The organism is Halobellus sp. H-GB7, assembly GCF_030848585.1.
In the GTDB taxonomy this organism is placed as follows: Archaea; Halobacteriota; Halobacteria; order Halobacteriales; family Haloferacaceae; genus Haloquadratum; species Haloquadratum inordinatus.
On record NZ_JAVDDW010000003.1, the window covers coordinates 348,651 to 368,685 of the forward strand.

Sequence of the window (20,035 nt, forward strand, 5' to 3'; positions counted from 1 at the left end):
CCGGGGGACGGCTGCGAACGGAGAACTCACCAACAATGTCGATAACAGCAAAGGTACACATCGAACACGAACACCTCGCGCTCGTTCCGACGCTGGAGCGACTCGACGGCGTCAAGATCCGTGTGATCACGCAGGGGACGACCGATCCAGGGTCGACGTACTTTCCGTTTCTCATCGAATACGACGACTCCGAAGAACTCGAAGCGGCACTCGAAGCCGACGTCACGGTCGAAGAATTCGAGCTGATCGATCGGACCAACGACACGGCGATCTACTACATCAAACACACGCCACAGACGCGCCTCATCAGCAGCATCGTGACCGAGGAGAACGGCTTTCTAGTGCACACGGAGACGAAAGACGGCGGATGGTTGGTCCACCTGCTCTTGCCCGACCGCGCCGCGCTCAACACGATCTGGGAGTACGCGATCGCGAACGACATCGCGCTCGACATCATCGAGATCTACAGCAACGAGGACGCCGGCGGCGAGTCCTCGTACGGTCTCACCGACGAGCAGCGCGCGGCGCTCCAACTCGCGTTCGCGAAGGGCTACTTCAACGAACCGCGGGACATCTCGCTCAGCGAAGTCGCCGAGGAGATGGACCTCTCCTCGACGGCGATGAGCGGACGGCTTCGACGCGGGATGCGAAACCTCATCGCCGCGACGATCGCCGAGCGGGATCGCGACTGACCGAGCGGAGCGACACTGACGACGGCGAGAATCGCGGCGGATCAGTCCTCGAGAACGGATACCGGGTCACCGACGTTGAGTCGGCGCCCCCGATGGGAGTCGGGGACGCGGGCGATGAGCATCGACGTGAAGAAGTGTTCGAACGCGTCCGGATCGGCCCACTCGGGGAACGTCTCGCGCCGCTTCTCGATGAATTGCGCGCGGAAGTTCGGCGTCGACGCGCCGGTGTCGGGGTCGCGACCGGGAACCACACACCGCCCGCAGGGTTTGACGCCTTCGAACCTAACGTCGCCGACCTCGAAGGCAGGCGCGTCGTCACCGACGAATCGGTCCTCCCAGAACGCCGGAACGCCCGAGACCTCGACGTTCGCCCGGAGACGGCGACGCGCGCTCTCGACGGTGATGTCGTCGAACCACGACGCGAACTCCCGCAGCGTCGCGGTGCTGACGACTGACGGCCCCATCTCGCGGCGATCGACGAAACCGAGAGAGACGTCTCGCCGGAGCGAGACATCGAGATCTAGGAACTCCCCGAACCACGCCGCGGCGCGCTCGCGTTCCTGCGCGAGAACGAAGCGTTCCGTCTCACCCTCGGGCGTCTCGACGACGAGCGCCCCCGACTCCGGGTCGAAGTCCGTCGCGAGCGCGTGCACTCGGTCGGTTCGTTTCGCGTTGACGACGTCGCCCTCCGAATCGAAGAGCGCGAACTCGCGGTCGTGTTCGAGCGTGCCCCCATCGAGAACCGTCGCGGCGTCGACGTCGATCCCGTCGAGGCTTTTCACCGGATACACCCGGAGCCGTTCGAGTTGTGCCATTGCAGAAGCGTGCGTCGGCAGCGCCATTACCGTATTCGGTTCGCCGCGGTTGCGTGTGCGGTCCTAGGCCGCCGATTGCGAGTCAGATCGCTAGGAGGACTACCGTTCAGTCCGATAGACTGGACGCAGTGCCGTCTCGTCTTTGTCGTAGCCGAGCCAGACGCTGAGCGCGATCGCGACCAGAACGAGATACACCGGAAAGAGCAGCGCTAAGACGTACCCGAACGCGAAAATGTTCACCGAGCCTGTCCAGTATACCAACCCCGCAAACGCGAGGCCGACGAGTGCACCAGCCGCGATCCCGAGCCGAAACGCGCGAGCGGCGTCCGGCCCGGGCGCGGGACGAGACGGAGTCATAGGCCCGTTTCGAGGCCGAAGAAAATAAGCAATGCGCGGTATGGACTGGAATGCCATAGGCTGTTGGTAACTCCCGACTCCCTCGGTCGGAGTAGCGAGTATGCAGTGTTTTCACGTCTTCGTGCACGGCCGCACGACGGCGTGCGACCGGAGATATACTCAGTTGCGAACCTGCTATAATTGTACGAAATTAGCCATATATAACTATTGTTCCGATAGGAATCTGCGACAGCGCCTCGAACAGGAAAATCAACGGACTGTGACGGATTGAATCCGGATTAAACGAGTGAAAATCGGGGTCGGTATCGTCTATTTATATACCCCAGCGGGCGATTAGGATCGGACGCAATGTTCACAGATCGAGTTACTGCATCGGTGATGGCCGTGCTGCTCGTGGCGTCCGCGCTCGGGTCCGCCGCGGCAGTCGGGACTGTCGGTGCAGCCACGTCGAGCCAGAAGGCGTACGCCGGGACCAACGTCTCTTTCGACACGACGAGCAACGCGGTCGTCGACTACGCCGTCGACGGCGAAACCGTGATGCAGTCAGTGAAAGTCCAGTCGCAGAGTGAGACAGAAAGTAGTGGCAGCCTCTCGGCCGATGTCGAGTTGAGTGCCGCCTCCGACATCGCCGGCGCTGCCGTCTCTCTCGACGCGAAGAGCGAGACGAGCGCTTCGATGAGTACCGACAGCGGGGCGACGCTCCGCGCACACGACAACGAGCGTGGAGTGTTGACGGTGCGTGCCGGCGACGACAGCCAGTACGTAGCGGTCAATCTGTCCAGTTCCGCCGAGGCCGCGAGTCAGAGCAGTGAGAAAGTCGTCGTGACGACCGACGACGGCACGGAAGGCGTCTTCCTCGTCGTCGGTGACGGCGAACTCACGGTGAACGACCAGGGGAACGTCTCCGCGAGCCTCGAAGGAGACAGCAAACTCGCGTTCCGCTCGTATCCGGAGGGCCGCACCGAGGACGACGAACAGCAGGAACAACTGATCACCAGCGGCCAGGCGGCCGCCGAGGTGTACGTGATGCAGCAGAGCGAGTCGGGAAGTGAAGCCGTCGCCGACGTCGTGCAGTACGGCGACAACACGACCGTCGAAGTGACCCAGCAAAGTGAGGGAACGGTGCGAATGACCGCCGAGCGCTCCGAGCACCAGGGGAAGGTTGTCATCACGTCCGTCTCCGAGAAGGTCGTCGACGCGACGAACGACGTGCAGGTGACTGTCGACGGCGAGGCCGCCGCACAGGCGTCCTCTTACAGTGCGCTCCAGAGCGCGATCGACGGCGGCGACACCTCGAAGTTCCTCGTTCGCCAGCAGGCGAGTGCCGACGCCAGCGCGAGCGTCCTGGTCGCCGTGAATCACTTCTCCGAGCGAGAGATCACGATGACGGAGAGCGAGACCACGACGAGCAGCGGAACGACCGCGACGGCGACCGAGACGGACAGCACGACCACAGCGAGCGAAACCACCGACGAGCAAACGGCAGCGCAGACTGACGAATCGACGTCCAGTACGAGCAGCCCCGGGTTCGGTGTGACCGTCGCACTCGCCGCGCTCGTCGGGGCAGCACTCTACGCCGCGCGCCAATCCTGAGACTGTCGGATAGAAGTCCGAACGAGTGAGCGCGCGCGAGCAGTGATCGAATACCTCGAACGAGCGATCGAGGGCAACACGGTCCTTCTTCTGCCGCCGATATTCGAGTTACATCGGCCATCTACCGGTCGAAATATGGTATGTTCTGGGGCGTGCAAGCGCGCCCGGAACGAGCCGATCACAGCGCCCGATATGTCCCGTGCTAAGCAGTGGCAAATAAAAGCACGGTACTATCAGGGTGATCTTTTATTGGGGTTTGATAACATCGTTTATTGGATGTCAGGGGACTACGAACACCCAAATCATCCGAGTATCGATCAATCCGACAGAACGCTCCCGCGGAACCTCCGACAGACCGGAGATCCGGGGATCCAGATGCTGGTCTCGACCCGCGTTCGAAAGTCCCCCTTCTTCGATAAGTCGTTCAACGAGGAAGGAGCCTGGCGGTGTTCGGTGTACAACCGTATCTATCACCCGCGCGGCCTCGTCGAGCCAGAAGACGGCGGTGCGATGGCCGAGTACGAAGCGCTTACCGAGAAGGTAACGCTGTGGGACGTCGCCGTCGAACGGCAGATCCGCGTGAAAGGCCCGGACGCCGAGGAACTCACGAACTACCTCATCACGCGTGATGCCACCGAAATCGAGCCGATGAACGGCAAGTACGTCATTCTCTGCAACGAGGACGGCGGCATCCTCAACGACCCGATTCTGCTCCGCGTCGAAGAAGACGAGTTCTGGTTCTCTATCTCGGACTCGACGCTGATGCAGTGGATCCAGGGCGTCAACGTCGGGAAGAACTTCGACGTCGAAGTCGACGAAATCGACGTCGCCCCGATGCAGATCCAGGGACCGCTCTCCGAGGACGTGATGGTCGAAGTCGTCGGCGAGGAAGTCTCCGAGATTCCGTACTACGGCCTGATGGAGGCCGAGATCAACGGTGCCTCGGTGCTCGTCAGCCAGACCGGCTTCTCCGGCGAGAAGGGCTTCGAGATCTACGTGCGCGATGCGATGGAGAACGCAGAGCGCGTGTGGGATCCGGTCCTCGAATCGGTCAAAGACCACGGCGGGATGCAGATCGCGCCCGGTCACCACCGCCGCATCGCGGCGGGGATCCTCTCGTGGGGTCAGGACATGGACCACGAGACCTCGCCGTTCCAGGTCAACCTGGGCTATCAGGTGCCGGACGACAAGGAAGCCGACTACGTCGGCAAGGAAGAACTCGAACGCCAGAAGGAGCTCATCGAGGGCGGCGAGTACCCGTTCAACCTCAAGCTGGTCGGCCTGAAGATGGCCGGCGAGCCGATCCGCGATTACGCGCCGGACTTCTGGATCATCTCCGATCCGGAGACGGACGAGGAATGCGGCTACATGACCTCGCCGTGGTGGAACCCGGACCTCGAGACGAACATCGGTCTCGGATTCGTGCCCGCCGACAAGCTCGAAGACGCCGCGCAGGCGACGCTCGACGACGAGATCTACGAGAACGATCTCGACCTCGAGTTCCAGGTGCACCTGCCCGACGAGTACGCCGAAGAGGACGGCGAGCCGGTGTACGCGACGGTCGCAGAAGTGCCGTTCAAGGAATCGGTCAACCCGAGCGCCCGCGAACAGGCGAAGCTGGGTGCAAAGCAGGAAGCCGAAGCGCAGGACAACTGAAGCAGTCAGCCCTCACTGTCTGAGCGTCTCCCACCGGCGGCACTCCCACGCCGGTCCACAGCGGACGAAGCAGTTTTTTTGCGGTCGATGAACCTGAAGCCGGAGCGGCAGAAACTGGATCGATTACCCAGTGAGCGTGACCGGACGGTCCGCAGAGAGCATCACGTCCTGTGCGATGCTGCCCAAGAGCGTCTTCTGGACGCCCGAGCGCTTCCGTCCGCCCATCACGATGCTGTCGACCTCGCGTTCCTCGGCCGTTTCGAGGACCTTTCGTGTCACTTCGCCACCGATAGAGACTCGCTCGACGGACAGACCCTCCGCTTCGAGCGAATCAGCTGTTTCGACCGCCGCCTCGACGTCTTCGAACTCGTGCGGCGGCGCGCCCCGGTAGTCCTGGTGCGGAAAGACGTACAGCACCGTCGCCGTGACGTTCTCCGCGGCGTTCGGCAGCGCAGTGGCGTACTCAACCTGTCGGCGCGCCCGTTCCAGATTCCGATCGACAGGGAGCAGCACCTCGCGTGACCCGCCCTCGAACACCATTCCAGAGCCGGTGATCGTGACTGGTCGCTCCGTGGAGACGAAGACGTCGCGGACGGTACTCCCGAGGAGGACCTGTGCGACGCCGGAGCGCTTCCGCCCGCCCATCACGAGTTCGTCGCAGTCCAGTTCGTCTGCCACCCGGATGACCTCCTCGGAGACGCCGCCGTCACCGACGCGACCGTCGACCGAGACACCACTGTCTTCGAGGTACTCGACGGCTGCGACCGCCGAGTCGATCTCCTCGAAGTCTACCTCCTCAGCCGTATCGAGACGGCGTGGCGGGACCACGTACAGGACTGTCGCTTCGACGTCCGATCCGGAATCAGGGAGACTCGCGGCGTATTCCGCCTGATTGAGCGCCCGACTCTCGTCGTCGTCGACGGGGATGAGAACCTGATACATACTGAATTATAATTAATTTATGTTCCCGTATAAGTTGGTCGTTGTTCTCAGTTGATAAGAACGATGGTGTCCGCGAAGACGGGTGGTGTTAACCAGAGCGGGCGATTTAGTCGTACAGTGGGTACTCGTCGGTCAGTTCGTCGACGCGCGCAGCGACCTCGGCGACCGTCTGCTCGTCGTTCGGGTCGTCGATGACGCGCGTGATGAGGTCTGCGACCTCCCGGCACGTCGATTCGGTGAAGCCACGCGTCGTGACGCCCGGCGTCCCGATACGGATGCCGCTCGGGTTGAACGCCGAGCGCGTCTCGCCGGGGACCGTATTCGCGTTCATCACGATCCCGGCCTCTTCGAGCGCCGACTCGACGTCCTTCCCGGGCGTGTCGGGATGGGACGGCCGGAGGTCGACCAACACGAGGTGGTTGTCCGTGCCACCGGAGACAACTTCGAGACCGTGTTCGGTGAACGTCTCGGCGAGCGCTTTGGCGTTCGTGACCGTCTGTTCGGCGTAAGCGTCGAACTCCTCGGAGAGTGCCTCTCCGAATCCGACGGCCTTGCCCGCGATGTTGTGCATCAGGGGGCCGCCCTGAGCGCCGGGAAAGACCGCGTTGTCGATCGCGTCGGCGTGTTCCTCGTCGCACATAATGATCCCGCCGCGACCTGCGCGGATCGTCTTGTGCGTCGAGCCAGTGACGAAGTCCGCGACACCGACCGGCGACTCGTGGACGCCCGCTGCCACGAGGCCCGTGATGTGTGCGATGTCCGCGAGATGGTACGCGTCGGTGTCGTCTGCGACTTCCTGCACGCGCTCGAAGTCGACCTCGCGGGGGTACGCGGAGTACCCCGAAACGATGATGTCGGGGTCGAACTCCTCTGCGATGTCGGCGAGACCCTCGTAGTCGACGTAGCCCGTCTCGGCGTCGACCTCGTACTGTTCGACCTCGTAGGTCTGCCCCGCGAAGTTCGCCGGGTGACCGTGCGAGAGGTGCCCGCCGTGTGTGAGGTCAAGCGAGAGGATCTTATCGCCCGGTTCCAACATCGCGAGGTACACGCCCATGTTCGCCTGCGACCCCGAATGCGGTTGGACGTTGACGTGCTCTGCGCCCCACAGCTCTTTCGCCCGTTCGATCGCCAGGTTCTCGACCTCGTCGGCGTACTCACAGCCCGCGTAGTACCGCTCGCCCGGGTATCCCTCGGCGTACTTGTTCGTCAACTCGGAGCTTTGTGCCTCCATTACGGCTTCGGAGGCGTGGTTCTCGCTCGCGATCATCGCTAACGTCTCGTTCTGTCTCGTGCGCTCGCCTTCGAGCGCCTCGGCGACGGCCGGATCGGCCGCCGCGACAGTCTCGTACGTCATACGATATCGTCTGCGTCCTACCCGCGGATAACTCTGTCTTCTGACACAATATGATAGGAAAGCGATAGGCTGTGTCGACATAGGGCGCCATCGGACGAAGTGGGATCGTTCGTTCACGTCAGGGTCGCAGAGGAGTCCAGTCAGGTCCCACACCGAGTAGTCGTCATCGCTCCGGCGACCCCGCGGGGAGCGTCCTCCGTACCCCACCGTTTCCGAAGTAAGCAGCGGTTCCAACGCCCCTACGTTGCGGTTAGGAGATATCGGAGAGCACCGGACATCGTGGGCTGTCCCGGGGAGCCTCGTACCGAGGACGCTGGAACGAGAGCGCTACTGGAGTCGACCGCGACGCCACTTCTCGAGGTCGGGCGTCTGATTGAACGTGTAGATGTGGACGCCGCGGAACTTGTACTCCTCGTCACCGACGTACGGCGCGAGGCCGTCGATCAGTTCGTCGGGCTTGTAGACCCCGCGGGAGCCGACGAGCTGTTTGACGAAGCCCACGATGCCGGTCGTCTTCCGGAGGAACTTCACCGAGTCGCCGACGCCGACCTTCCGTGAAATCTGCAGGAGTCGCTGATAGTTCATCACGCCCGGGATCCCCACTTCGATGGGGAGGTCAATACCGCGGGCCCGGATGTCCTCGGTCCACTCCAAGATTGCCTCGGGATCGTAACACAGCTGTGTCACGATGTACGTCGCGTACGGCGCTTTCTTCTCCATCGCCTCTGCAAGAGTCTCTTCGGAGAGGAAGTCGTGACCCTCCGGATAGCCCGTGATGCCGACCTCCTCGAAGTCGTAGGGGAGTTCATCGAGCGCGACCAACAGTTCGTAGGCGGACTCGAATTCCCCGGGTTCTTCTTTGTCACCACCGGGAACGAAGATGTCGGTGATCCCCGCCTCAGTGAGTCGGCGCGCGATCTCTTCGAGTTGCTCGCGGTCCTCGACGTAGCGGGCGGCCACGTGCGGCACGACCTCGTAGCCCGCCGCGGCGGCCTCCTCGGAACGCTCGACCGTGCGCTCGATGCCCAACTGCGGCGACGTCGTGATCGCCACGCTCGCGCCGTTGGGTAGTTCTTCGATCTCGTCGTCGAAGCTGTCGAACGGCATCAGCTCGAATCGAGCCTCGCTCAACAGGTACTGCACTCCGTCCTCGGTGCCGCGCTGCGCTCCCAGAGACATACTTACTGTTTGATAGGGAGGAACGTACTTTTGTCTGTGGGTGACACTCATAGCCCATTTATAAGCGGCCGGCTACGGTAGGTTGCACGTCTTCACCCACTCGATCGCACGACAGCGTGCGGTCGGCTGTGCAATCAGTCGCAACCCGCGAGGATACTCACGCGGCGTCGGGCGTGCACTGTCGGATCCGTGCGGCCACGTCATCGAAGGAGACGCGTCGTTCGGGGTCGTCCGAAACGCGCCGGAGCACCAGGTCGAGAACGTTGAGCTGGCGGAGCAGTTGGCGCGTGCGGCCGTGTTCGAGGCCGAGTTCGCGCTGGACTTCGTGAACTGTCCGAGCGTCGACGACGGCGTCGACGACGTCGTGCAGGGTGAGTTCCTCGGGGAGGCCGATACCATCGGCGACGAGCTGGTCGTCCGGGAGCGACTCCGCCTCGGCGTCGCTCTGGGACCCGTCGCTCACGGACGGCCCGGCGTCGGGCGGAGCGCCCGAACCGTCGTCAGAGCCTAGGCCGGAAGGCGAGGCCTCCGCAGTCGATGCGGACGCGTCGGCAGTGTCGTCGTCGGGCGCCGAGTCGCCGGACGATTCGGCGTCCAGCGTCGCGCCGGAGTGCGACGCCGTCGACGAGGAACGGTTCGACCCCGTCGTCTCGTAGGACGTCGGCGAGTGGACCTCGGCTTCGATCATATACCGGCGGACGGTCTCGGCGGAGACGTCCATCTCGATGCGCTCGCTCATCTCCGCGAACGTCTCGCAGACGTCGTAGAGACAACGCAGATACTCGACGTCCTCGTACGGCGGGACCGAGTCGTCACGGGCGGCCGACAGCGCCGACGCAGCGTCGTCTGCGGCGTCAGTCCCGTCATCACTCGCGGCAGCGTCGCGTTCTTCTTCCCGCACGGTGGCGGTCTGTTCCTCGTTCGTCGGGAGAGCGGAATCGACGGCCGCAGAATCGGTCGCGGCCGCGGTCGTCTGTTCGGTTTCGCCCGACGGGCGGTCGGATCCCGCCGCGAGAGGTGTCTCGGAGTTCGGCCCGCTCGCGGCTGCTGCGGGCACGCCGCCGAAGACCGTCGTCGCGCGGTCTGCCGTCGTAGCGCGGTCGGTCGTCGTTCGATCCGAGCGTCCCTCCGACAGCGACCTCCCGGCCGACCCCGACGCATCTGCTGTACGCGATGAATCGGCAGTCTCGGCCGTCGTCACGGCCGTATTTGCGGTCGATGCGTGGGCAGTGGTAGATCGTTCGTCCGTCGCGGCTGTGTGCTCGGAGGCGGCGTCGGTCACGTCTGATCCGATCGCGACGTCGAGCGTGACCAGTACCGCGCCGTCGTCGAGACGAGCGTCGGTCGGACGAGTAGAGACGGTCAAATCGTCGGCGCAGCCGTCCGTCAACTGGTCGCCAGAGGAGTCCGAGAGCGCCGTCAGATCGAAGGAAACGCAGAGACCGTCGCCGTCCGTCGAGGCCGAGATGGGTTCGAGCGACGAGTTTCCCGACGCGCCACAGAGCGGTACCGAAACGTCGACTGTGGCGCGCAGTGTCTCGTCCTCGTCTCCCCCCGCGGCCGCTTCGGCCCGGCGAACGGATCGGCCCTCAGAGCCGAGCTGTTCGATCACACACGAGAGGGCGTCAAACGAGAAGTGGGGCTGCATCGCCATATCACTGATAGCATCTAACACATTGTGATTGGTTAACGGTGTGTGCGGAATGCTGAGGGCATTCAAATATCAGGACTAAGTCGCGATGCTCGCGATGCGCTCGCCCGCGACGACGACCCCGCCGCGCGCCACAGAGTAGATGACGCCGGAGGCACTCGCGGTGACCGTAGCCAGCCGTTCGAACGACGACGGATCGAAGACGGCACCGAGTTCTTCACCGGCGTCGACCACGTCGCCGACCCCGAGATCCGCCCGGAGTTCGAAGAGGCCAGAGTCGTCGGCGACGACTCGCGGGGCGTCGTCGCGGAGGCGGCGCTGTTCGGCGGCCGGTTCGGCGGCGTCGTCCACGACATCGAGTTCGCAGAGGACGTTCCAGACGCCGTCGACGCCCGCCTGGACGGCCGGCCGCCGGACCGTCCGACTGTTCGATAGCTCCGCAGTGATCGCCGGCACGCCGGCCCGCGCCGCGGCGAGTCGGAACTTCCCGGTGAAGTCGTCGTCTTCGTCGATCGGATCGTCGTCGGCGAGGAGGAACTCGGTGCCGAACGCTTCCGCGAGTGTCTCGGCCATCGGGTCCGACTGCCGGAATCGGACGTGTTCGAGCATCTCGGGCGTCCCGGTGTGGAGGTCGATCGCGACGTCGGCGGCCTCGACGAGCGGCCAGACGCCCGCGACCAGCCGTTCTTGAAAGCTGCCGTCGGCGTCGCCGGGCCAGATGCGGTTGAAGTTCGAGTTCAGCGCGTCGTACGCCTCGGGCGTCAGATACGAGCGGTGATCGAAGGCGATCGAGTTGACGACCGGGACGGCGACGACCGATCCCGCAAAATCGGCGTCTGTGAGGCGGCTATGCAGGCGACGGAGCGCCGCGGGGCCGTTGAGTTCGATGCCGTGCTGGGCCGCCTGGACGAAGACCGTCGGGCCGTCGCCGCCGCTGTAGCGGTGAACGGTCACGGAGATGTCGCGGCCGGAGGGGAAATAACCGAGACGCCGGTCGGTCGTCGTGTGTGTCACGGGCTCGTAGTCCATACGCGGTGGCCACGTCGCCGGGACAAAAATCCCGGGTTCGGCGCAGGTCGGCGGCGGGGGAAACAGTGCGTTGGGTCGCGGACGAGAAATCGGCAGATCGGGCGGGGGCGAGAAATAGACGGGCTGGCCCGCGGCCGACACGAACGAGCCGTACGTTTATCCCAGCCCTGGGCGACCGTTCGGATATGCATCTGGAGACCGAGACGTGGACCGACGTAGCGGACGCCGAGACGGATCTCGCGCTGCTCCCCGTCGGCAGCACCGAACAACACGGACCACACGCGCCGCTCGGTACCGACACCCTCGACGCCGAGGCCGTCGCCGACGCGGCCGCCGAGCAGTACGACGATCCGGTCGTCGTCGCGCCCGCGATCCCGGTCGGAATCGCCGAGGAACACCGCGAGTTTTCCGGGACGCTCTGGACGACGGAGTCGACGTTCCGATCGTACGTCCGCGACGTCGTCGGAAGCCTCGCGTCCCACGGCTGGGACCGCGTTGTCGTCGTCAACGGCCACGGTGGGAATATCGCAGCCCTCCGAGAGGTCACGGCCCGGATCGTCCGCCACGACGATGCGTACGCCGTCCCGTTCACGTGGTTCGACGAGGTCGACGAGCACACCTCCGAGATGGGCCACGCCGGGCCGCTCGAAACCTCGCTGCTCCGGCACGCGAACCCCGAGACCGTCCACGAGGATCGCCTCGAAGAGGCCGCAGACGGCGGCAGCGACCGCTGGGGTGACTGGCAGGGCCGCGTCAACCTCGCGGTCGACTCCCACGAGTTCACCGAGAACGGCGTCGTCGGCGACCCCCGCGAGTCGAGCGCGGACCTCGGCGAGGAACTGCTGGACCTGTCGGCGGCAGCGCTCTGTAAACTCCTCGACGCCGTCCGCGAACGCGACCCGCAGGCCCGGATCGACGGGTAGAGCATAACGTGTAATATCCGAGTCGTGTTGAGCCAGGACCGCTCGGACGAACGACGTGTCGAGAGCGGAAATCGACGCGGGCGACACCTATATGTGCGGCACACAGTCACCTCCGGACGAGAATGGATTCGACAGACAGCGTGCCGAATCAGGCTGGGACAGTCATCGTCGGAGCCGGGATCGTCGGCTGCAACCTCGCGTACCAGCTGACGGCGCTCGGCCGGGACGACGTCGTCGTCGTCGATCAGGGACCGATGCCGACCACCGGCGGGTCCTCGACGCACGCGCCCGGGATTATGTTCCAGACGGCCGAACCGAAGGAGCTCTCGCAGTTCGCCGACTACAGCCGCCGCGTCTACTCTGATCTCGAAGGCGCGGACGGCCGGCAGGCGTACAACGAAGTCGGCGGCATCGAGGTCGCCCGCACCGAAGAGCGGATGAAGTTCCTCCAGCGCCGCGTCGAGCACGCGAAGGCGTGGGGGATCGACGATCCGCAGTTGCTCTCGCCCGAGGAGGTCACTGAGCACCTCCCGCTCGTGAACGAAGACGAGATCCTCGGCGGCTACTACTCCCCGACCGACGGACAGGTGTCGGGGGTCGTCGCCTGTGACGCGCTCGCCCGGGAGGCGATGGACCGCGGCGCGCAGTTCGTCCCCCACACGCGGACGGAGGACGTCGAGACAGCGGGCGGCGAGGTGCAGGCCGTCGTCACCGAGAACGGGACGATCGAGTGCGATGAGGTCGTCATCGCGACCAACATCTGGGCGCGACAGCTCGGCGAGAAGCTCGGCGTCCACCTCCCAGTCGCGCCGGTCGAACACCAGTACACGGTGACCGAGTCGCTGGAGGAACTCGCAGACAGCGCGGTCGACGTCACCGACCACCCGCTGTTCGAGAACTACGAGAACGTCTCCGGCGAGAAGGCGAAGCGGCTCCTCGTGGGGCCGGATCGGCCGATCCTGCGCGATCAGGACAACGCGATGTACTTCCGGAACCACGGCGACGCCTACGGGATCGGCTCGTACAACCACGAGTCGATCGTGCCGGACCCACAGGAACTCGGCGGTAACGACCCCGACGGCGAGCAGGGCTCGGTCCACGAGTTCACCGATTACCACATGAACAACGCGACGCACCCGGACCGCCCGGACAAAGCGCCGCGGCAGGCCAGCGACGAACTCCTCCCCGCCACCGAGGGCAAAGAACTAGAGTTCAAATACAACGGGATGTTCTCGGAGTCGCCGAACGGGCTCCCGATTCTCGGCCCCGTCGAGAAGTACGACGGGCTCTGGAGCGCGACGGCGATCTGGGTCACGCACGCCGGCGGCGCGGCCAAGGCACTCGCAGAGTGGATGGAGAACGGCGTGCCCCGACTCGACGGCGACCCGATGGATCTGGCACACTGCGACGTCAACCGCTTCGACGAGCACGAGGGCAGTTGGGACTTCACCCGCGACATCGGCGGCGAGGAGTACCGCATCGTCTACAACATAATGCACCCCAAATGGGTGTGGACCGAGCACCAGCGGGACATCCGGCGGACGCCGATGTATCACTCCCACAAGGAGCGCGACGCCGAGCTGTGGGCCGAAGCCGGCTGGGAGGAGCCACAGTGGTTCGACTCGAACGCCGATCTGCTGGCGGAGTACGGCGAGCAGATCCCCGAGCGCGACGAGTGGACCGGCAAGTACTGGTCACCGATCGAGGGTGCAGAAGCCCTGAACGTCCGCGAGAACGTCGGTCTCCACGATATGACCTCCTTCAACAAGATGGAGGTCGTCGGTGAGGACGCCGGCGAGTTCGTTCAGTACCTCTGTACGAACGATATGGACATCGACGTCGGCGACGTGAAGTACACGCTGATGTGCAACGAGGCGGGCGGCGTCCGCGCCGACATCACGGTCACTCGAACCGACGAGGACCGTTATCTCCTCTTGACGACCGGCCGTGAGGTCGGAAACAACCACGTCGCGTGGGTCCGCCAGCAGTCGCCCGAGAGCGTCGTCGTCAACGACGTCACCTCCAGTTACGCGGCGATGGTCTGTACCGGGCCGAACGCGCGGAAGGTGCTCTCGAAGGTCACAGACGTCGACCTCTCCGACGACGCCTTCCCGTTCTTCACGAGCCAGGAGTTCTTCGTGAAGAACGTGCCCGTGACGGCGCTGCGCGTCTCCTACGCCGGCGAACTCGGCTGGGAGTTCTACACGCCCTCGGAGTACGGCGAACGGCTCTGGGAGATTCTGCTCGATGCGGGCGAAGAGTACGGGATCCGACCGTACGGCAACGGTGCGCTCGACGCGCTCCGCATCGAGAAGGGCTTCCGCCTGTGGGGTCACGACCTGCACACCGAACACAACCCCTACGAGGCCGGTCTCGGTTGGGCCGTCGACCTCGACACCGACTTCATCGGGAAGGAGGCCGTCGCTGCAGCCGCCGAAGGCGAGAACATCGACCACGAGGTGGCCTGCCTGACGCTCGACGACGAGGACGAGACGGTCCTGCCGCATCGCCCCGTGTTCGCGCCCGGTGAGGACGAGACGCTCGGGTACGTCCACAGCGCCGAGTACGGCTACGCCGTCGGCGCGTGCATCGCCTATACGTACCTCCCGCCGGAGTACGCCGAACCCGGAACAGACGTCGAGATTCTCTACGAGGGCGACCGCTACGAGGCGACGGTCCGCGAGGAACCGCTACTGTAAGCGCGCTCGCTTCCCCGCCTTCACGCCCGCTTCCACGCATACGCTGACGCATTTTATCGCTCATCGACTAGAGCTGCCGCTCCCCGTCGTATCGGTGGGCTGTCACGCTGTGGTTCGCGCCCACGCGCTAGTTTCTGGTCGAGTATCGAATCCATTCCCTCCGAAATCGGTGTTTTGAGTCGTTCTCCGTCGTCTTTCGCCAAGTTCGGAATCTGAGCCACCGTTGTCTTTATAATCGTGACAGAGTCACCCTCGGACGAGAACTATGAGCACAGAGTTTCCATCGAACGCAGAGACCGTCGTGATCGGGGCTGGGGCGGTCGGCTGCAGTGTCGCCTATCATTTGAGCGAGTTGGGTGCCGAAGACGTCGTCGTCGTCGATCAGGGACCGCTGCCCGTCACCGGCGGCTCGTCGGTGCACGCGCCGGGGATTATGTTCCAGACGTCGCCCTCGAAGATCCAGACGAAAGCGGCGTACTACACGAGCCGGCTCCTCTCTGACGCCGGCGTCTACAACGAAGTCGGCGGCATCGAACTCGCCCGCAGCGAAGAGCGGATGGACTTCCTGCAGCGCCGCGTCGAGTGGGCGACCTCCTACGGTCTCCCCGAGCCGGAACTGCTCACGCCCGAGGAGGTCACAGAACACTTCCCGCTCGTAAACGAAGACGAGATTCTCGGCGGCTACTACTCTCCGACTGACGGCCGCGTCGACGGGATATCGGCCCTACAGTGGTATATGGAGCACTCCGACGCAGACTTCTACGGCAACACCGAAGTGACGGATCTCGACGTCGCGGGCGGCGAGATCAATGCGGTCGAGACTGATCGCGGCACGATCGAATGCGAGCGCTGCGTGATGGCGACGAACAACTGGGGCTATCAGACGGCCCAGATGGCCGGCCTCGACATCCCGATCGCGCCGGTCGAACACCAGTACGTCGTCACCGAGGAGATGGAAGAACTCGGCGGCGTCGGCTCGGGCGTCGGCAAGAACACCGAGGGGCTCGACGTGCCCGGGAACCGCGACATTCAGGAGTATATGAGCGAGGCCCCGCACCGACCCGTGGGTCGCGACCAGGACAACTCGCTGTACTTCCGGACGCACGGGAAGTCGATCGGGATGGGGTCGTACAACCACGAGGCGCTCTCGGTCGACCCCGACGCGATGGGGAAGAACACAGAGGACCAGCAGTCCTCGGTCCGCGGCTTCACGAAGGAGCACTGGGAGAAGCCGACGCATCCCGGCCGCGAGAAGTCTCCGAAGCAGGCCTTCGACGAACTGCTGCCGGCGACGGCCGATAAGGAGTATGAGATGACCGAGAACGGCATCTTCGTGTTCACGCCCGACGGAATGCCCGCGGTCGGGCCGACGGCGAGCGTCGACGGTCTCTGGAGCGCGCTCGCGATCTGGTGGACGCACTCCGGCGGCTACGGGCGGATCGTCGCCGAGTGGATGGAGAACGGCGTTCCCCGCCTCCCCTCCGGACCGGTCGACACCGGCGGCGTCCACGTCCGGCGCTTCGAGCCGCACGCCGGCGAGAAAGACTACTTCGTCGACAAGGGCGCAAAGCGCTACGAGCAGGTCTACAGCATCGTCGAGCCGCGCTGGCAGCCCGAGGAGCACCGCCCGCTTCGGACGAGTCCGTTCTACCACCAGCAGAAGGAACTGGGCGCGGAGTTCTACCAGTCCGGCGGCTGGGAGTCCGCGCAGTGGTACGAGCACAACGCCGACCTCCTCGAGGAGTACGAAGAGCAACTCCCCGACCAGGACGGCTGGCAGGGCATCAACCGCTCGAAGATCGAAGGGGCCGAGCACCTCCACACCCGCGACGCGGTGTCGATGTTCGATATGACATCCTTCAGCAGCATCGTCGTCGAGGGCGCGGACGCGGGCGACTTCCTCCAGCGGATGTGTAGCAACGACGTCGACGTCGGCGTCGGCGACGTGCGGTACTCGCTGCTATTGAACGAGGGCGGCGGCATCCTCGCGGACGTGACGGTCGTCGGCCTCGACGACGATCGGTATATGGTCACCACCGGCGGCGGCAACTCTCCGGGCATCCACGGCGGGTGGCTGAAGGAACGCGCCCCCGAGACGGTCTCGGTGAACATCGAGGAGGGTGCGAAAAGCACGATCGGGCTGTGGGGGCCGCAGTCCCGACTGCTGCTGCAGCGCGTCACCGACGCCGACGTCTCCAACAGCGGCTTCCCGTACTTCAGCGCGAAGCAGATCTACGTCGGCGAGGTGCCCGTGATCGCGCTGCGCGTCTCCTACGTGGGCGAACTCGGCTGGGAGCTGTGGGCGCCCACCGAGTACGGCCAGCGCCTCTGGCAGACCCTCTGGGAGGCCGGCCAGGACCTCGACGTGCGGCCGATGGGCGGCGGCGCGCTCGAATCGATGCGCTTGGAGAAGGGCTATCGACTCTGGGGAACCGACATCGACACCGACGCGAACCCCTACGAGGCCGGCCTCTCGTTCGCCGTCGACCTCGACACCGACTTCGTCGGGAAGGAAGCGCTCGAAGCCGCGAAGGCCGAAGGCATCGACAACGAGATCACGCCGATCACGCTCGACGACTCGACGGACATCCTGCTGAGCGGTCGGCCGGTCCTCGTCGACGGCGAAGCCGTCGGCTACGTGCAGGCGGCCGACTTCGGCTACACCATCGGCGAGTCGATCGCGTACACGTACCTCCCGACGGAGTACACCGACGCCGGCACCGCCGTCCAAGTGGAGTGCGAAGGCGAGGTGTACGACGCGACCGTCCGGGACGAACCGCTGTTCGACGCCGGCCGCGACAAGATCATCAGATAAGAAGCGAGAAACGAGCGGACACACCTCCCGAAGCGGCCATTCTGGCCGCGCGGGAGCGAATCACCGATCCAAAACAGACGATGACTGAGACAGAGACGAACTCCGAGTCCGAACCCGACGAACTGCCCGTGCAATATGTGGACATTGAACGTGCGCGCGAGCGCCTCGACGACGACACCGTCGTCAAACAGACGCCAGTCGAGGTGAGCACGTCGCTCGGCAACCTCGTCGACGCGGAGGTGCACCTGAAGATGGAGCACCTCCAGTGGACGGGATCGTTCAAGACTCGCGGCGCGTACAACAAGATCAGCCAGGACGTCGCAAACGGCGTCACAGAGTTCATCGCCGCCAGCGCCGGCAACCACGCCCAGGGCGTCGCGCTCGCGGCGACGAAGTGCGGCGCGGATTCGACGATCTATATGCCGGTCGACGCGCCGCAGGCGAAGGTCGACGCGACGCGGAGCTACGGCGCGACCGTCGAGTTGGTGGGCAAAGACTTCCAAGAGACGATGGCGCACGCCCAAGCCGCCGTCGAGGACAGCGACGCGGAGTTCGTCCACGCCTACGACGACACCGACATCATCGCCGGACAGGGCACACTCGGAACTGAGATGTACCACGACTGCCCGGACGTCGACACGGTCATCGTTCCGATCGGCGGCGGCGGACTGATCAGCGGCGTCTCGACTGCGATGAAGCATCTCTCGCCGGAGACGCGGGTCGTCGGCGTGCAAGCGACCGGCGCGGAGACAGTCCACGAGAGCCTCGACAAGGGCATCCCGGTCACGCTAGAGGAGGTCGACACCATCGCCGACGGCATCGCGACCGGCGGCATCTCCGAGACGACGCTGCGGATCATCCAGGAGAACGTCGACGAGGTCGTGACCGTCACCGACACCGAAATCGCCCAGGCGATCTTGTTCCTGATGGAGCGGGCGAAGCAGGTCGTCGAGGGCGCGGGCGCGGCCTCCGTCGCCGCGCTGCTGAGTGACGACCTCGACGTCACCGACGAGACGGTGATGCCGCTGCTCTGCGGTGGCAATCTCGATATGACGCAGCTCCAGACCGTTCTCGTCCACGCGCTGACCCAGCGGAAGCAGCGCATCCGCCTCCGGGTCAGGATCGACGACCGCCCCGGAAAGATGGAGGACCTCTCCGGGATCATCGCCGACCAGGGCGCGAACATCCACGACGTACGACACGACCGTTCCGTCGAGGATCTTGAAGTCGGCGAGGCGTACCTCGTGTTCACCGTGGAAACGAGCGGTGCGGAGCACGCCGCCTCGATCGTCGACGCGATCGAAGCCGAGGAGTACAGCGTCGATGACGTGACCCGTGCGACGGCATAAGGGACTGAGATTCCGGCTCAGTCGTCACCGAGCGCCGCGCCGCTCGTTGCGCCTGCGGAGGCGCCCACCGTCCCCTCGTTCGCGGCGACCCAGCGCAGGAGCAGGAACGCGAAGACGTACTTCGCGAGGATGTCGAGCGCCGAGTAGCCCCAGGAGGTCAGGCCGACCGACTGGACGAGCGCGAACCCTTCGACGCCGACGGCCCAGATGATCGGGTAGCCGAGCCACAGCACGACTGTCAGCACCCGGAGCGTGCCGAAAATCTCGTCTGTCCCCGCCGCTGCGGCGTCGGCGGACCACTCGACTAACAGCGCGTAGAGGACCACTACGAAGAACGCGCAACTAACGAGGTAGAACAGCCAGCGGAACAGGTACGAGGAGGTGACGAGCGCCGCGGCCAGCCCCGTCACGCACATCGCAATGTCGGCGGCGATGACCGTGAACAGGCTCCCCCTGTCGACGTCGGCGAGCAGTCCGAGCGCGAGGAGGATCATCGGCGTCGAAAGCGCCCACGTGAGGTAGCGGCCCCACTGACTCATTACCTCCTCACCGGCCAGCGCGTGCCCGGCCGGCATCTCGATGAAGCCGACGGTGAGCCCAGAGAGAAGTCCGAGGTAACTCGACAGCGACACGAGCGGGATCATCAGGGTCGCCCCCCAGATGAGCCGCGCCCGACCGTCCGAGACGTTCCGTCCCATATACACGAATAACAGGATGGAGAGTCCGGCCAGCGCGACGTTCAACCACAGCGACGAACTCAACAGGACGTCACGTTGGATCTGTGAGAACGCGTCCGCCTGTGTCGCTTGAAGCACTCCGATCCGTAGGCTGTCGATGGCTGTCGGTGACATACGAAGTCCATCAGGAGGGGAGAGCGTAAATAAATAATTGGCATACAAACAGTTTATGGCCAAATTATTGTTGGGTTGTCCGTATATGCTATATCTAACCGTCGAGTCAGCCAAAGAGATTATATCTCAG

The 20,035-nt window shown here is 64.5% G+C and carries 15 protein-coding genes; 7 read left to right on the forward strand and 8 right to left on the reverse strand.

The annotated features are described in order from the left end of the window. The first annotated feature begins 35 nt into the window (after positions 1 to 35). Positions 36 to 692 (forward strand): helix-turn-helix domain-containing protein, encoded by a 657-nt coding sequence (locus RBH22_RS08495; RefSeq protein ID WP_306677217.1) that lies wholly within the window; start codon positions 36 to 38, stop codon positions 690 to 692. A 41-nt stretch (positions 693 to 733) separates the two neighbouring features. Here the strand turns inward: RBH22_RS08495 and RBH22_RS08500 are convergent, their stop codons facing one another. Beyond that, positions 734 to 1,507, reverse strand: a complete 774-nt coding sequence (locus RBH22_RS08500; protein WP_306677218.1) for an MOSC N-terminal beta barrel domain-containing protein — start codon at positions 1,505 to 1,507, stop codon at positions 734 to 736. A 99-nt stretch (positions 1,508 to 1,606) separates the two neighbouring features. Next, positions 1,607 to 1,864, reverse strand: a complete 258-nt coding sequence (locus RBH22_RS08505) for a hypothetical protein (protein ID WP_306677219.1) — start codon at positions 1,862 to 1,864, stop codon at positions 1,607 to 1,609. 348 nt (positions 1,865 to 2,212) lie between these two features. Between RBH22_RS08505 and RBH22_RS08510 the strand changes: the two genes are divergently transcribed. Both RBH22_RS08510 and RBH22_RS08515 read left to right on the forward strand, forming a co-directional pair. Continuing rightward, entirely contained in the window at positions 2,213 to 3,457 is a 1,245-nt protein-coding gene (locus tag RBH22_RS08510; RefSeq protein WP_306677220.1) for a PGF-CTERM sorting domain-containing protein, read from the forward strand. Between the two features lie 276 nt (positions 3,458 to 3,733). Then, on the forward strand, positions 3,734 to 5,113 hold the full coding sequence (locus tag RBH22_RS08515) for an aminomethyl transferase family protein (protein WP_121571100.1): 1,380 nt from the start codon (positions 3,734 to 3,736) through the stop codon (positions 5,111 to 5,113). Positions 5,114 to 5,236: 123 nt separating this feature from the next. On the opposite strand, the gene RBH22_RS08520 is transcribed toward RBH22_RS08515, so the two are convergent. The 5 genes from RBH22_RS08520 to RBH22_RS08540 all read right to left on the reverse strand — a co-directional run bounded on the left by RBH22_RS08520 (position 5,237) and on the right by RBH22_RS08540 (position 11,268). After that, positions 5,237 to 6,055 (reverse strand): universal stress protein, encoded by an 819-nt coding sequence (locus RBH22_RS08520; RefSeq protein ID WP_306677221.1) that lies wholly within the window; start codon positions 6,053 to 6,055, stop codon positions 5,237 to 5,239. A gap of 106 nt (positions 6,056 to 6,161) precedes the next feature. After that, on the reverse strand, positions 6,162 to 7,409 hold the full coding sequence (gene glyA / locus RBH22_RS08525) for a serine hydroxymethyltransferase (RefSeq protein WP_306677222.1): 1,248 nt from the start codon (positions 7,407 to 7,409) through the stop codon (positions 6,162 to 6,164). Between the two features lie 327 nt (positions 7,410 to 7,736). After that, entirely contained in the window at positions 7,737 to 8,588 is an 852-nt protein-coding gene (locus RBH22_RS08530; protein ID WP_256290916.1) for a methylenetetrahydrofolate reductase, read from the reverse strand. A 157-nt stretch (positions 8,589 to 8,745) separates the two neighbouring features. Further along, positions 8,746 to 10,242 (reverse strand): hypothetical protein, encoded by a 1,497-nt coding sequence (locus RBH22_RS08535; RefSeq protein WP_306677223.1) that lies wholly within the window; start codon positions 10,240 to 10,242, stop codon positions 8,746 to 8,748. A gap of 75 nt (positions 10,243 to 10,317) precedes the next feature. Continuing rightward, positions 10,318 to 11,268: a succinylglutamate desuccinylase/aspartoacylase family protein gene (locus RBH22_RS08540; RefSeq protein WP_306677224.1), complete on the reverse strand. Its 951-nt coding sequence runs from the start codon at positions 11,266 to 11,268 to the stop codon at positions 10,318 to 10,320. Positions 11,269 to 11,453: 185 nt separating this feature from the next. On the opposite strand from RBH22_RS08540, the gene RBH22_RS08545 reads away from it, so the two are divergent. The 4 genes from RBH22_RS08545 to ilvA all read left to right on the forward strand — a co-directional run bounded on the left by RBH22_RS08545 (position 11,454) and on the right by ilvA (position 19,054). Continuing rightward, the gene (locus RBH22_RS08545; protein ID WP_306677225.1) at positions 11,454 to 12,191 is read left to right on the forward strand and encodes a creatininase family protein; all 738 of its coding nucleotides are present in this window, start codon (positions 11,454 to 11,456) and stop codon (positions 12,189 to 12,191) included. Positions 12,192 to 12,313: 122 nt separating this feature from the next. After that, positions 12,314 to 14,890, forward strand: coding sequence for an FAD-dependent oxidoreductase (locus tag RBH22_RS08550; protein WP_306677226.1), 2,577 nt, complete (start codon positions 12,314 to 12,316; stop codon positions 14,888 to 14,890). A gap of 265 nt (positions 14,891 to 15,155) precedes the next feature. Next, a complete protein-coding gene (locus RBH22_RS08555; RefSeq protein ID WP_306677227.1) occupies positions 15,156 to 17,705 on the forward strand; it encodes an FAD-dependent oxidoreductase in 2,550 nt (849 codons plus the stop codon). 80 nt (positions 17,706 to 17,785) lie between these two features. After that, complete coding sequence (gene ilvA, locus RBH22_RS08560; RefSeq protein WP_256289317.1) at positions 17,786 to 19,054, forward strand: threonine ammonia-lyase; 1,269 nt, start codon at positions 17,786 to 17,788, stop codon at positions 19,052 to 19,054. A 17-nt stretch (positions 19,055 to 19,071) separates the two neighbouring features. Here ilvA and RBH22_RS08565 read toward each other — a convergent pair whose 3' ends face one another. Then, positions 19,072 to 19,905 carry a bacteriorhodopsin gene (locus tag RBH22_RS08565; protein WP_306677228.1) on the reverse strand — a complete coding sequence of 278 codons (834 nt, stop codon included), beginning with the start codon at positions 19,903 to 19,905 and terminating at the stop codon, positions 19,072 to 19,074. Between the last annotated feature and the right edge of the window lie 130 nt (positions 19,906 to 20,035).